Raw genomic sequence first — 13428 nt, 5'->3', positions numbered from 1 at the left:
GGAGGACTCCCTAAAACTATGGCAACTAAATTCCCTAAATTTAGCCAGGACCTCGCTCAAGACCCGACTACACGTCGGATTTGGTACGGGATCGCAACGGCTCACGACTTTGAAAGCCATGACGGCATGACGGAAGAAAATCTTTACCAAAAGATTTTCGCTTCCCACTTCGGTCACTTGGCAATCATCTTCCTGTGGACTTCTAGCCTCCTGTTCCACGTCGCCTGGCAAGGTAACTTCGAAACCTGGATCAAAGATCCACTGAATGTCCGTCCCATTGCTCACGCGATTTGGGACCCCCACTTTGGTCAACCTGCGATTGATGCGTTCACTCAAGGTGGCGCTTCTGGCCCGGTTAACGTGGCTTACTCTGGTGTTTATCACTGGTGGTACACCATCGGGATGCGCACCAACGGTGACCTCTACCAAGGTTCCGTATTCTTGCTCATCCTCTCTGCGGTCTTCTTGTTCGCAGGTTGGTTGCACCTCCAGCCCAAGTTCCGTCCTAGCCTCTCTTGGTTCAAGAATGCTGAGTCTCGCCTGAACCACCACCTCGCTGGTTTGTTTGGTGTTAGCTCTTTGGCTTGGACTGGTCACTTGGTTCACGTCGCTATCCCTGAATCTCGTGGACAGCATGTGGGTTGGGATAACTTCCTGACGACTCTGCCTCACCCAGAAGGTCTACGTCCCTTCTTCACAGGTAACTGGGGTGTTTATGCAGAGAACCCAGACAGTGCTCAACATCTGTTTGGTACTGCTGAGGGTTCGGGTAATGCAATCCTGACTTTCTTGGGTGGCTTCCACCCTCAGACTCAGTCCTTGTGGCTGACTGATATGGCTCACCACCACTTGGCGATCGCAGTGATCTTCATCATTGCTGGACACCAGTACCGCACCAACTTCGGAATTGGTCACAACATCAAAGACATGTTGAACGCCAAGAACTTCTTTGGCGCTAAGACCGAAGGTCAAGGTAACTTGCCTCACCAAGGCTTGTACGATACCTACAACAACTCTCTGCACTTCCAATTAGGCATTCACTTAGCAGCGCTAGGAACTGTGCTTTCTTTGGTCGCGCAGCATATGTATGCGATGCCTCCTTACGCCTTCATGGCGAAGGACTTTACCACTCAGGCAGCTCTGTACACCCATCACCAGTACATTGCAGGCTTCTTAATGATTGGTGCGTTCGCTCACGGCGCTATCTTCTGGGTTCGTGACTACGATCCAGATCAGAACAAAGGCAACGTGCTCGATCGCGTCCTCCGTCACAAAGAAGCGATCATCTCTCACCTGAGCTGGGTATCTCTCTTCCTGGGTTTCCACACCCTAGGTCTATACGTCCACAACGACGTTGTAGTTGCTTTCGGTACTCCTGAAAAGCAAATCCTGATTGAGCCTGTATTCGCTCAGTTCATTCAGGCTTCCCACGGTAAGGCTCTCTATGGCTTCAACACTCTGCTATCAAATGCGGATAGTGTTGCTTCCAATGCTGGCGCTACTTACCTGCCTGGTTGGCTCGATGCCATCAACAGCGGCACCAACTCCCTCTTCTTGACCATCGGTCCTGGCGACTTCCTAGTTCACCATGCGATCGCTCTGGGTCTGCACGTTACGACCTTGATTTGCGTCAAGGGTGCGTTGGATGCTCGCGGTACCAAACTGATGCCCGATAAAAAGGACTTCGGTTTCACCTTCCCTTGCGACGGCCCCGGACGAGGCGGCACTTGCCAAACCTCTGCTTGGGAACAGTCGTTCTACCTTGCTGTCTTCTGGATGCTGAACACCCTGGGTTGGGTCACCTTCTACTGGCACTGGAAGCATCTGGCTGTATGGCAAGGCAACGTAGCTCAGTTTAATGAGTCTTCTACTTATCTCATGGGCTGGCTACGCGACTACCTCTGGCTGAACTCTGCTCAGCTGATCAACGGGTACAACCCCTATGGCATGAACAACCTGGCGGTCTGGGGCTGGATGTTCCTCTTCGGACACCTGGTTTGGGCAACTGGTTTCATGTTCTTGATCTCCTGGAGAGGTTACTGGCAAGAATTGATCGAAACCTTGGTTTGGGCGCACGAGCGTACTCCTCTAGCTAACCTGGTTCGCTGGAAGGACAAGCCTGTTGCTCTGTCTATTGTTCAAGGCTGGTTGACTGGTCTAGTCCACTTCACGGTTGGCTACGTTCTCACCTACGCCGCTTTCCTCATCGCCTCTACGGCCAGCAAGTTCGGTTAATCTTCACCGATTGACTCGCGTTAGCTGTATAGGTTAATAGGAACTCCCCTGCTGCAAAGTGGGGGAGTTTTGTTTTTCTAAACCTGTTGCTTTACTGGGAATACTTCTATTAATCAGAAGCGATTTACTAAGTATTTAGAACTGAAGCATGGTAGCTCTGGCATCAGAATGGAACAATGAAGCTTATGTATCTTTACACCTTGTCCAAGAAATATTACGACTAGCGGGGCTTCCTAGTAAGAGCGGGTATTCTCATTGGGTACCAGAATTCAAAGTTAAGGTACCTCGATTTAACGTAAATAACCAAATAGAGGAAACTACTCAAGAAGTAGACTTCCTTATAGAAGATATTGGCAGATGCCTTAACTTTTTGGTTGAGGTTAAGACCGCCAATACCCGTATTGATGATGATGCCCGAATCCAACTAGAGAAATACTTAAAATACTCATCTACAAGGTTTGGAGTTTTAATTGATCCCTATCTTGTAGAAGTACATGAATACAATAACTGGCAGGTTAAGCTAATATGCCAATGTAATATCGAAAGTCCGTTAAATCCACAACCTGTTGCAAACTTTCTTAGAAATTTTTTGGACACTATTCGGATGAGAACAATTTCAGTTCACACCTCTAAGGGGGGAGTTGGTAAAACTACTCTAGTCACCAACATTGCATATGAATTAGCAAAGCAGGGCAACAGAGTTTTAGTAATTGATTTAGATGATCAAGCAAACGCCAGTTTATCTTTGGGAGTCAACAAGGCTAATGAGCTTGATAAAGCATCTAGCTTAGATGAGTTTGAGAGAATATTGGATTCCTTTAAAGAAAGGAAAGAAGTTGTAGAGTTCCTAAAAGATTATGATTTACCTGGCTTTAACTATAAAGAATATATCCATTGCTCATACTTGAATCAACTGCTAGACAATATTGGTTGTCACGGCAGGGTTGATGTTTTACCAAGTAGCTATAAGACTAATGATGCTGCTCTTGCAAACTTAATTGGCATACGCGAAAAGCGGCTTGATAAAGCGCTCCGTCAATCTGGTCTTGCAGGAGATTATGATTATGCAATTATTGATACACCACCAAGTGCTACTACTATTGCTAGTAATGGCTTATACGCATCTCAATATGTTCTAATCCCGTCTCAAATGGAGTATCTTTCAGTTTACGGAATCAGAACTCCCCTTAAACGGGCTAGAGAAGTTCTAGATGAAATGAGTGGTAAACGAGGAATTATTCTCGGAATTGTTCCAATGATGACTGAGAATGTAAAGCTGCATAATACGATTAAGCAGTTAGTTAGTAAGACATTTCAAGGAATTCCTATATTGCCAGAAGTTAAAAGAACAATCTCTGTAGGGCAAGCTTCTGACGTTCGACAACCTCTTTCCCTGTTTGCTGAGCAAAATAAAGGTGCAGGTAGTGTAGCGAAGCAATTTACAGCTTTAACGCAAGAGATAGTCTCAAGAATTAATCAGATTGAAAGTACTATGGGGTTATAAGTATGGTCAAGCTTTACAGCGGAATTGAAAGCAAACCAAGTTTAGTTGCTCTAAATCAGATAGAAGTTCCTCAAGATATTTTCTCCACTTCTAGTGTAGCTATTGAAAAAGTTGCAAATACACTGAAGCGCCAGGGTTTTAACTGGATTCTTCCGATTGTTTGTCTTACGGAAAATGAGGATCAATATCGTCTAATGACTGGTTCGTCAATTTATAGAGCTGCTGTACAGTCAGAAGTTGAGAGGATTTGGGTTTTTCTTATCGCAGCTCAAAGATTAGAAGTAGAGGCGTTCTTAGAAGATATACTTGCACAGTTACAATTAAATACAGAGATTATTGAGCTACAAGACATAGATAGTTTCTTGGAATTTATTAATCATAGAGAATCTAAACTTACCTTGATTCCAGGAATCAAGGATAAATACGCAAAACTTATAGTAGAAAACCGTCCTTACTCCTCCAAGGAGGATATGCAGAAGAAATTAGGCATCAAAAGATCTTTGAACTGGGTAAAGTCGTATAAAAAAATCAAAGCCCGTTAATTTGTTATGTATTTATCCAAAGATAGCAATCAAGAGGATATAACAATGAAGCTATTTCTAACATTTCTAGAAGGTTAAGACTATTACTCTTTGATACCAACTTGCTGACACATCTCCAAAACTGGGCAAGTGGAACAACGGGGGCGATCGCCTGTACAAATATGTTTGCCAAAAGGCACCAGCAACCGATTAATTTCAATCCAATAGTTAAGCGGTAATTGCTTCTCTAGGGCTACCAAAGTTTTTTCGGGGGTGCGAGTGTGGACGTAGCCCCAGCGATTGGTGACGCGATGGACGTGAATATCCACACTGATGTAAGGCTGATTGCAAGCAATGCCCAAAACCAGATGAGCGCATTTAGGGCCAACACCACTGAAGGAAAGTAGGGTGTTGAGGTCGCAGGGTAGAACTCCGTTGTGTTCTGCTACCGCTTGTTGGGCGATCGCGTGAATCTGAGGGGCTTTGCCTTCGTGAAAAGTGGAGTCGCTAATCAGTTGGTCAATTTCGGCGATCGTGAGTTGGCTAACTTCTACGGGAGTTCGAGCTTGCTGAAAGAGGCGACGTGATACGGGTAAGGTGGTTTCGTCGCGAGTGCGAATCGAGATCATGCAAGCCACCAAAAGCTCGAAGACAGAGTTATAGCCTTCCTCAGCGAGTTCAAACAATGCAGCTTTAGGTAAAGGTTCTACAGCCTGCCGAATCTGGGCGATCGCGATGTCAATATCAAATGATTGCTTCTCTGCCACGGTATTCTCCCTCACACCCTCTATGCTTTTCAGGGTAGATCAGCGATCGCTTTTGTGGAGCTTGCTAAGGCTAAACTGTAAAGTGAAACCACCCTCGCGAGTTGTATGGTTCTGGAACTTCGCTTATTAACGGTGCAAGAGTATCACCGGATGACAGAAACCGGAATTCTGGGTGCTGAGGAACGGGTTGAATTAATTGCAGGACAAATAGTTCGGATGGCAGCCAAAGGAACCGCCCACAGTGCCGCAGTGACTCGCATGGAATTATTGTTGCGAAGTTGCTTAGGTAACCAGGTATTATTGCGGCTGCAAGACCCGATCCAGTTAGACAACCATTCTGAACCAGAGCCAGATATCGCCGTCGTTAAGCTTGATTCGCGCTATTACGAAGATCATCACCCCAAACCGTCGGACCTGTATTTAGTGATTGAGGTGGCGGATACAACGCTTCAGCGTGACCTCAAGACTAAGGCGCTCCTCTATGCTCAATCGGACATTGCCGATTACTGGGTGCTGGATATTAACGATCGCCAATTGCATGTGTTTCGCTCACCCAGTTCTAGCGGTTATCAGCAAGAGTTAATCTTGGCAGATGCAATGAACGTGGCTCCGTTAGCCTTCCCCAATTGTGCGATTGCGGTACGAGAGATGTTGTCGTCGGTTCAGTGATGATTCTTGCTATAGCTAAACGCGATCGCTTAACTCTCTGTTTGCCGCTGTTTTGCAATCTCTTGCAGCAGTTGATCATCAGAGTAAGAGCTTTCCCAATCGCCCTGTAACTCTAGCCGTACCGATTGTGCTCCACCACTCGGAGTACAGACTACTCGATAGGTGTCCTTGTCTTCGTTGACTTTCGCGGCTTCCTGATTCTCGGCGGTTTGGGAAAGACCCGCATAAGCTTGAATACAGCTCCAGGTAATTCCCTCAGCATCAGTAACTTCTTTTGTCATAAACGCTCTCGTGCTCAATTTTACAGTTTGTAGAGAGAATTATGGCTGAGCGATCGCGTTAAGGGCTTCTATCACAAGCATTAAGCTGGTGAGGAACTTGTGGGTCGTAGTAGGTAAGAATCGCTCAAAAAGTGAAGAATTGCGTCACTAATAGCATCTGGGCAGCATACAGCCGCATCGTGTCCACAATTAATAATGACTTGAAATTGAGCATGAGGTAGGCGAGCATGCAGTTCCTCCCCGTTACTCAGGGGAAACCAGCGATCGTCTTTGCCCCAAAGAATCAAAGTTGGACAAGCGATCGCGCCTAGATTATCTTGAATCGGTGTAATTTGGTTCGGCTGTCCTGCCAGCAAAGCTTGAATTTCGCGGGCAGATTGGCGCATATCTACGGCAAATTGCGTCATGGCTCCCGGAATCTCAGTGTAGGGGTAGGTCAACCAATAAATTTCCTCTGGAGATGTAGAAGTGGGGTCTACCATTACTTCGAGGCGAGCAATTTTTACTAGTAAATGCACCAGTGGCGTGACTGGACGCGCTAGCTGCAATTCATCTACCCATTGCACCAACGTCAGCGGGATGTCGGCCATCCACTGCATACCCCAAGTCGGCAAGCGCTTTGGAAAGATGGGGACATTGATCACCACTAACTGAGCGACTAATTCTGGGTAGGTTTCCGCTAAAGCGATCGCGGTTAAAGCTCCTAATGACTGGCCCACGACGATCGCAGGTTCAGGACACAACGCTTGAATAATTCGCGCCAGCTCCACGAGCTGATGCCCTGGAACTTCAGAGTGGCGAATTTGCTCAGAAAAGCCATAACCTTTGGCATCAAAACAAATGACCCGAAAGTGCTGCGATAACGGATCAATCAAATCTCGCCAAGCATAACTCCAGCTGGCAGCGCCATGAACCAAAATCAGGGGTGGGCCACTGCCTTTTTCTCCATAGGCGATCGCTACTGGATAACCACTCGCATCTAAAATCTGGATTTGCTGTCGGCCCTGTGGAAAGGTTGCCTGCCACCAATCCTGTACCATTTCTGCCTCTTTGCCTGGATAACTTTGCCAAAACATGAGTCTGGATTAACTAGGCCATCCATTACTAGCCCAGTCATCCTTAGCTCCTGTCCTTAAATCCTAGCAATCCCAAAACCACCTAGGATTCATAGCTGTTTTGGCAAAGTCTTGTCGCAAAGTTTTAGCGATCGCAAAACTTAGAAAACTCCTTTCAGCGCAAATTTTTGAAAATCCCTCAAAAAGCCAGTTGCAACACTTCTGCTGCGTCTCATAGCCATGAGTTTTTCGTACTGCTAGCTGGATGCAGGGATTGTATCACTCTAGAATTTTGCCGCTTCTTTATGCAAGTAAATGCGATGAGCTTGTACGATGGCAGCACAGTGATTGGCAGGAGTGAAGATGCAGCGCTACGTCTGTACAGTTTGTAACTACGTTTATGATCCAGCCGTAGGTGATCCAGACTCAGGAATTGCTCCCGGTACCGCCTTTGCCGATTTACCAGAGGATTGGATTTGCCCGCTATGTGGAGCTACTAAAGACGATTTTGAGCCACAGGAATCTTAAACCTCAACAATTTAGGGCATTCAGGGCACTGTGGCAAATTAATGAGGAAAAGCCAGCGATCGCTAGAACTCGATCACATCAAATATTAGTGGACTTGATGTCTTGGGAACTGGCTCAACCCGGCGTTCTAACTCTGCTTGTGCTTAAGCCATGCGAAGGTACCAATCGCAACCAATCCAAGCGCTGCAGTTGCGGAAGGCTCAGGGACACTGGTGGGTTCTTCTGGGGTCTTGACCACAGCTCGATAAATTGTGGCGTGCGATAGGTCTTGAGCGATGCCTTTGCGATTTGTAGACACTCCAGCTGTGGACCACTTGCCACTCAGCACGGAAAAAGGATCGCTGGAGCCATCGAAGAAATAAGCGCTCCAGGAATTGGAAGCTTTCAAGCTGAGCACAAACGGACCTGTTAAAGCGGTATCAACGCTCCAAGTGCCAGAGTTGCCAGAGGTAACATCAAAGGCCCCCGCATCTGATTTGCCGACAAAGGCCCAATCCGTAATTCCTGCAAAAACTCCGGTTGATAACTTACCAAAGAGTGCTCCTGAGCCATCTCCTTGAGCATCATTACCATCGAATGAGCCGATACAAGAGGTGGAAGTACCAAGGCCAAAGGCAGTGACTGTGCCAGCGGAGCAATTTGCGGCTTGGGCAGGAATCGCCGAAAGTGCCAGTAGGCTAACTGCCAGTAGAGGAAGCTTCGTGAAGGAAGTGAATCGCATGGTTATTCTCTGATATCCCAAGGATGATAGACGCTAGTGATTGGGCCGTCTCAGTTGTATAAGTATTTACAGAGAGATGACGGCTTTACTAAGCTAGCAAGCACAAGGATGAAGAGCTTTCGGACAAAAAAATCTTTAACAGCCCTTGAAAATAGGAAGTCCGAGCTGTATTTCTACGTAGCAGAAGTGGAGTTCAACAATTAGGAATGCTAGTGTGCTGACGTAGTAAAGACAACCTCAAATGGTCAGATGAGTGGGATTACGGCAGCTTGATTTCAGCTAGTCGGCTTCGCTGGAGTTTATCGCTGCAATTTCACTAGGTTAGTCGAAGAACATTCAGTAATTATGAGGCTAGTGTTTAGAGTCAGCGATCGCAGGTTAGGCTGATTGAGGTCGCAGGTTTGTGGTTCTAAACGCGGTATGAGCACTCTAGTTGGTAGTCACCTCCAAAACGGCAAGTATACAGTTGAGCAAGAGCTGGGGCGCGGCGGATTTGGCGTTACCTATAAAGCCATCCTGCACTCGCTGGCGCAACCTGTGGTGATCAAAACGCTTGATGCGTCTCTCCGCCGAGATCCCAACTTTGCTCAATCGCAACAGCAGTTTCAGGATGAGGCGAAAAGGCTAGCGTTGTGTATCCATCCCAATATTGTTCGGGTCATGGACTTCTTCACAGAAAACGGTCTGCCCTTCATTGTGATGGAGTATATTCCCGGAGCTACCTTGGATGCTGTCGTTCTGCCGAATACGCCCCTGGGCGAGGCTACTGCGATTCACTATATTCGTCAGATTGGGCTAGCACTAAAAGTTGTCCATCAGAATGGTCTACTGCACCGAGATGTGAAGCCTCAGAACTTGATTTTGCGCCAAGGAACCGATCAAGTGATTTTGATCGACTTTGGCATTGCGCGGGAGTTTTCGCCGGGAGCGGTGCAGACTCATACCAGCTTCGTATCACCTGGTTACGCTCCCATTGAGCAATATCTGCCCCAGGAGAAGCGCACCCCTGCCACTGATGTTTATGGCTTAGCAGCCACTCTCTACATGCTGCTGACAGCTCAAGTCCCTGCCCCCTCAATTCTTCGCGATCGCCAACCCCTCCGAGAACCCAGAGAATGGCGATCGGACTTGAGTGCTAGGGTCAACCAAGCGGTCGTCAGGGGCATGGCGGTCGAACCTCAATTACGCCCAGCCAGTGTTGATGAGTGGCTCCAGTTGCTACCTGACTCTCAATTTGCCAGTCAGCCAACTCCCTCCGCTACCACCCAAGCGGCAACGGTGGCCGTAATTCCGCAACATCGGCCAGTTTCTCGGCCAGCTCCTCGGTCAGTTCCTACGGTCGTTGCTGCATCTCCTCGCTCCCAACTCTGGCGGTACGTGCTGATTGGTGGACTGGCAGCGATCGTAGCTGCAACGGTAGGAGCCTTAGTTGCCAGACAACCCTCCACTTCAAACCCTTCCGTAGCCCAACCGAGTCCTGTCGCTCCGCCTTCCAGCCCAACTTCAACTCAAGAAGCTGCAACTCCCGCTCCAGAAGCAATCTCTGCCCCTACACCCCTGGTGCTACCAGAGGCTCCTGAGCCATCACCCCCCGACGAGCCTGAACCGCCCGCTCCAACTTCTCCTGAACCAGAAGGCGACTTAGAACCTGCACCTCCGTCAACTAGTCCCTCTCTACCTCCAGAATCTGAGAACATTCCTCCTGAACCACCAGACGAAAAAGCCGCAGAGCAACAGCAGGAGGCAGAAGAACAAGCCGCAGAAGCAGCACGAGAAGCAGAAAAACAAGAAAAGCAGCGAGCTAAAGAGCAGGAGAAGGGAGACGGCAAAAAGAGAGATTAGCGCTGGCTTCAGCTTTTTGTGAAACCGAAGCGTTAGCCTAGAATCAAGGATTTGCAATCAGGGTTAGAATTCCTTTGTCTTCACGACCGTTAAAAGTTTTAGTGATTGGGGGCGGAGCGGCAGGCTTTTTTGGTGCGATCGCCTGTGCTGAGGCGCACCCCCACGCGCAAGTCATGCTGCTAGAAGCAGGCCGTCAACTTTTGCCCAAAGTTAGCATTTCAGGGGGCGGGCGCTGCAACGTGACCCATGCCTGTTTTGACCCAGCCGTTTTAACGCAGTACTACCCCAGGGGCGGCAAAGCGTTGCGGGGAGCTTTCACCCGTTTCCAGCCACGAGACATGATTGCTTGGCTAGATCAGCATGGTGTGGAACTGAAAACCGAACCCGATGGGCGAATGTTTCCCACCACCGATGATTCAGAAACCATTGTGGATTGCTTCATTCATGCGGCTAAGGCGGCAGGAGTTGAAATTCGCACCGGGGTTCCGGTGGCGGGAATTACTCGCTTAGATCCTGGCTTTGAGGTGGCGTTAAAGTCTGGACAGACCCTCAGTTGCGATCGCCTCTTGCTCACCACAGGCAGCAGTCCCCAAGGGTATCAACTCGCTAAACAGTTGGGCCACCAAGTAGCGCCTCCTGTACCTTCTTTGTTTACCTTTAATGTTTCCGATCCGCGTCTGCACGACTTAGCAGGTGTTTCTGCCGCTTCGGTGCGAGTGCGCTTGCGGACAGGCAATGGTGAGCAATTCGAGCAAAGCGGGCCATTACTAATTACGCACTGGGGTTTGAGTGGGCCAGCGGTACTGAAACTATCGGCTTGGGGAGCCAGGGCGTTGCATGACAGTCGCTATCAAGGCACTCTGCAAATCAACTGGTTGCCGCAATACAAACCAGAAGCCCTACGGGAGCAATTGCTTGCAGTGAAATCCCAGCTACCCAGAAAAGCGATCGCCCCCAATTGCCCAGTTCTCTTACCTCGCCGTCTGTGGGAACGGTTGATTGCTAGTGCTGGCATTACAGAAACAACTCGTTGGGCAGAACTCTCTAACAAAGCCCTAAACCAACTGCTGCAAGAACTGACTCAAGGTTCCTATACCGTGAAAGGTAAAGGTGCTTTTAAGGAGGAGTTTGTCACTTGTGGCGGAGTCAGCTTAAAAGAAGTAGATTTCAAAACGATGGAAAGCCGCTGCTGTCCAGGGCTTTACCTAGCCGGGGAGATTCTGGATATTGATGGGGTTACAGGCGGCTTCAACTTTCAAAGCGCTTGGACAACTGCTTGGTTGGCAGGTCAGGCGATCGGTTGATGAGCATTCTGGTTCTGCCGGAGTGCGATCGCTACTAGCAGCGTTGTGAAATTGTCTTGTGAGATCGCCATAGTCACCAACCGTTGCAGCTCACCGTTATATCAAGCGATCGCGCTCGATTTCTTCAATCACCTGCAAGCCACGCGGATCACCCACTTTTAGCAAAGCGGTTTTGGCATCTTCTTGGACACCCAGTTCTTCATCCTCGGCAAAGGCTTCGATCAAGGCATCGATCGCCGTGGCATACACAACGTTAGAAGGCAGTTCGCGGCATAGTTGCCCCACCGACCACGCACAATTGCTTCGTACTGCCGCCACCGGATCGCGTCTTAAGCCTTCGATCAGCGGTGGAATTGCAGCAATCACAGATTCGTAGTTCACATCCGACATCTGAGATAAGGCGCTCGCAGCCCAAAGTCGTACGGCGGAGATATCAGTTTTGAGCGCATCAATCAGTGGCAAGAGAGAGCGGCGATCGCGGCAGTTGCCCAAGGCCCAAACCACACCTTTGCGCACATAGCCATTCCAATCGCGATTCAGTTGGTCAATCAACGGCTCCACCGCATCATGACTCGGATTCCGCCCCAAACCATAGGCTGCACTGACTCGCACCAACGGACAAGCATCCTGCAACAAGCTAATCAATTGCGGAATTGCGCGATCATCCTGCAACTCACAAAAAGCTCTCGCTGCCAGCATCCGCTGGTTGGTCTCCGGTGCGTCTAAGAGCGCCAGCATTGCCTCTGGATTTGGCTTCGGTGTCTCAGACTCAGCATCAATTGGCCCCATGCGGTCGAGGGGGCTCTCCAGTTCAGCCTCAAGATCGAGTACTGTTAGGTCGTCATCATCATACATACTGTCACTTTACAGCACTTAGCGGGGTGCAGGAGCAGGTCAACAGGTAGAGTTTTTGCGGTAGTGGAACTGCAAAATTGGGGGATGATTTCGCAGTTTTGAATCTATCCCAACTTAACTTGCGAGGTAGTAGTGCCGGAAGGAGTAAGCTATAACTTCTTCGCAAAAATATAACAATCTTGGCTAGAATGCAGTATCTAAGCCAACCGTAGTAGTAGCGAGCTACAACACTCCTGAAAATATTAGCGATCGCATTAGCAATCTCGCAGAGCCAAAGCCTAGGACGATCGCGCTAGTACCACTTAAACCCAGTTTTCTGCCAAAGTCCTGGTTACCGATACTTACCCTTCGGTGGACGGTGATTCCAACGGCTTAACCATCCATAAAGCCTGCGTTTGAAACCCTAGCTTTTGGTATAAGTTCAGCGCAGGTTGGTTGGCTTGAAATACTTGCAGCCCCAGTTGGCGATCGCCCCTTGCCTGGGACCAAGCGATCGCATGTTGAATTAGAGCCGCAGCAATCCCTCGCCGCCGATGTTCTGGCAAGACATACAGCAAAAAGATACAAGCATGGCGATCGCCTGTCACTTGGTCAACCGAGTTACCTAGCCATAGACAGGCCACGGGTGACAGAGCCGCACGAGACAACAGAGTCGTAGAAGTAGCAGGGCTTGGCTCCTCTAGCTCCACCCACCAGACAGGACTGTCATGAGTCAGGTAGCGCTCCACAGTCTGCGCTAAGTGAGAAAAATCTTGGTCTGGATATAGTTCCTGGTAAGTTCGCTGCATAAACTTGACCAGCAACGCTCGCTCCAAGCCAGAGCCAGAACGCAGCCAATAACCTGGCAACAATAGCTTCGGTGAGGACACCGCTACTTAATCACCCTACAAAACCAGGAGTTACAGTTGCTCGGACAAAGCTGGATCATCTGGTAATCCTTTAATCAGGGCTGACAGCGCTGGTGGTAAATCAGCCACTTGGTCTGGGCGAGCCGGAATAGTTTGCAAACCCACTTCTTCAATGGGAGCAGGTGCTGCCATATCTGTTGGCAAAAAGATACGAGCGCTGACTGCAACCAGAGCGACCAGAAAGACCAAGACCACAATCAGAGGGGCAATGTACTGACGGAAGAAAGCCATAGTGCCA

The 13428-nt window shown here is 48.8% G+C and carries 14 protein-coding genes; 7 read left to right on the top strand and 7 right to left on the bottom strand.

What is annotated here, in order from left to right:
* The first annotated feature begins 18 nt into the window (after positions 1–18).
* The 3 genes from psaB to NDA01_RS08345 all read left to right on the top strand — a co-directional run bounded on the left by psaB (position 19) and on the right by NDA01_RS08345 (position 4281).
* On the top strand, positions 19–2235 hold the full coding sequence (gene psaB, locus NDA01_RS08355; RefSeq protein WP_190434993.1) for a photosystem I core protein PsaB: 2217 nt from the start codon (positions 19–21) through the stop codon (positions 2233–2235).
* Positions 2236–2383: 148 nt separating this feature from the next.
* Entirely contained in the window at positions 2384–3739 is a 1356-nt protein-coding gene (locus NDA01_RS08350; protein ID WP_348227576.1) for a ParA family protein, read from the top strand.
* A gap of 2 nt (positions 3740–3741) precedes the next feature.
* Entirely contained in the window at positions 3742–4281 is a 540-nt protein-coding gene (locus NDA01_RS08345) for a ComEA family DNA-binding protein (protein WP_348227575.1), read from the top strand.
* 83 nt (positions 4282–4364) lie between these two features.
* On the opposite strand, the gene NDA01_RS08340 is transcribed toward NDA01_RS08345, so the two are convergent.
* Complete coding sequence (locus NDA01_RS08340; protein ID WP_348227574.1) at positions 4365–5027, bottom strand: endonuclease III domain-containing protein; 663 nt, start codon at positions 5025–5027, stop codon at positions 4365–4367.
* A 105-nt stretch (positions 5028–5132) separates the two neighbouring features.
* Between NDA01_RS08340 and NDA01_RS08335 the strand changes: the two genes are divergently transcribed.
* The gene (locus NDA01_RS08335) at positions 5133–5696 is read left to right on the top strand and encodes a Uma2 family endonuclease (protein ID WP_348227573.1); all 564 of its coding nucleotides are present in this window, start codon (positions 5133–5135) and stop codon (positions 5694–5696) included.
* A 29-nt stretch (positions 5697–5725) separates the two neighbouring features.
* Here NDA01_RS08335 and NDA01_RS08330 read toward each other — a convergent pair whose 3' ends face one another.
* Together NDA01_RS08330 and NDA01_RS08325 are read right to left on the bottom strand one after the other, a co-directional pair.
* Positions 5726–5977 carry a hypothetical protein gene (locus NDA01_RS08330; RefSeq protein ID WP_348227572.1) on the bottom strand — a complete coding sequence of 84 codons (252 nt, stop codon included), beginning with the start codon at positions 5975–5977 and terminating at the stop codon, positions 5726–5728.
* A gap of 80 nt (positions 5978–6057) precedes the next feature.
* A complete protein-coding gene (locus tag NDA01_RS08325; protein ID WP_348227571.1) occupies positions 6058–7053 on the bottom strand; it encodes an alpha/beta fold hydrolase in 996 nt (331 codons plus the stop codon).
* Positions 7054–7395: 342 nt separating this feature from the next.
* Here NDA01_RS08325 and rd point away from each other — a divergent pair, with 342 nt between their 5' ends.
* Positions 7396–7560 (top strand): rubredoxin, encoded by a 165-nt coding sequence (gene rd, locus NDA01_RS08320; protein WP_190433202.1) that lies wholly within the window; start codon positions 7396–7398, stop codon positions 7558–7560.
* Between the two features lie 127 nt (positions 7561–7687).
* On the opposite strand, the gene NDA01_RS08315 is transcribed toward rd, so the two are convergent.
* Positions 7688–8281, bottom strand: coding sequence for a PEP-CTERM sorting domain-containing protein (locus NDA01_RS08315; RefSeq protein WP_190433200.1), 594 nt, complete (start codon positions 8279–8281; stop codon positions 7688–7690).
* A gap of 420 nt (positions 8282–8701) precedes the next feature.
* Between NDA01_RS08315 and NDA01_RS08310 the strand changes: the two genes are divergently transcribed.
* Together NDA01_RS08310 and NDA01_RS08305 are read left to right on the top strand one after the other, a co-directional pair.
* Positions 8702–10123, top strand: a complete 1422-nt coding sequence (locus tag NDA01_RS08310; RefSeq protein ID WP_348227570.1) for a serine/threonine protein kinase — start codon at positions 8702–8704, stop codon at positions 10121–10123.
* A gap of 74 nt (positions 10124–10197) precedes the next feature.
* Complete coding sequence (locus NDA01_RS08305) at positions 10198–11427, top strand: BaiN/RdsA family NAD(P)/FAD-dependent oxidoreductase (protein ID WP_348227569.1); 1230 nt, start codon at positions 10198–10200, stop codon at positions 11425–11427.
* Positions 11428–11523: 96 nt separating this feature from the next.
* On the opposite strand, the gene NDA01_RS08300 is transcribed toward NDA01_RS08305, so the two are convergent.
* The 3 genes from NDA01_RS08300 to NDA01_RS08290 all read right to left on the bottom strand — a co-directional run bounded on the left by NDA01_RS08300 (position 11524) and on the right by NDA01_RS08290 (position 13421).
* Positions 11524–12282 carry a HEAT repeat domain-containing protein gene (locus NDA01_RS08300; protein ID WP_190562332.1) on the bottom strand — a complete coding sequence of 253 codons (759 nt, stop codon included), beginning with the start codon at positions 12280–12282 and terminating at the stop codon, positions 11524–11526.
* A gap of 341 nt (positions 12283–12623) precedes the next feature.
* On the bottom strand, positions 12624–13151 hold the full coding sequence (locus NDA01_RS08295) for a GNAT family N-acetyltransferase (protein WP_348227568.1): 528 nt from the start codon (positions 13149–13151) through the stop codon (positions 12624–12626).
* A gap of 30 nt (positions 13152–13181) precedes the next feature.
* Complete coding sequence (locus NDA01_RS08290; protein ID WP_190433192.1) at positions 13182–13421, bottom strand: DUF8624 family small hydrophobic protein; 240 nt, start codon at positions 13419–13421, stop codon at positions 13182–13184.
* Between the last annotated feature and the right edge of the window lie 7 nt (positions 13422–13428).

Source organism: Trichocoleus desertorum AS-A10 (assembly GCF_039962155.1).
Taxonomy (GTDB): domain Bacteria; phylum Cyanobacteriota; class Cyanobacteriia; order FACHB-46; family FACHB-46; genus Trichocoleus.
This window is presented reverse-complemented; position numbering and strand designations above follow the sequence as displayed.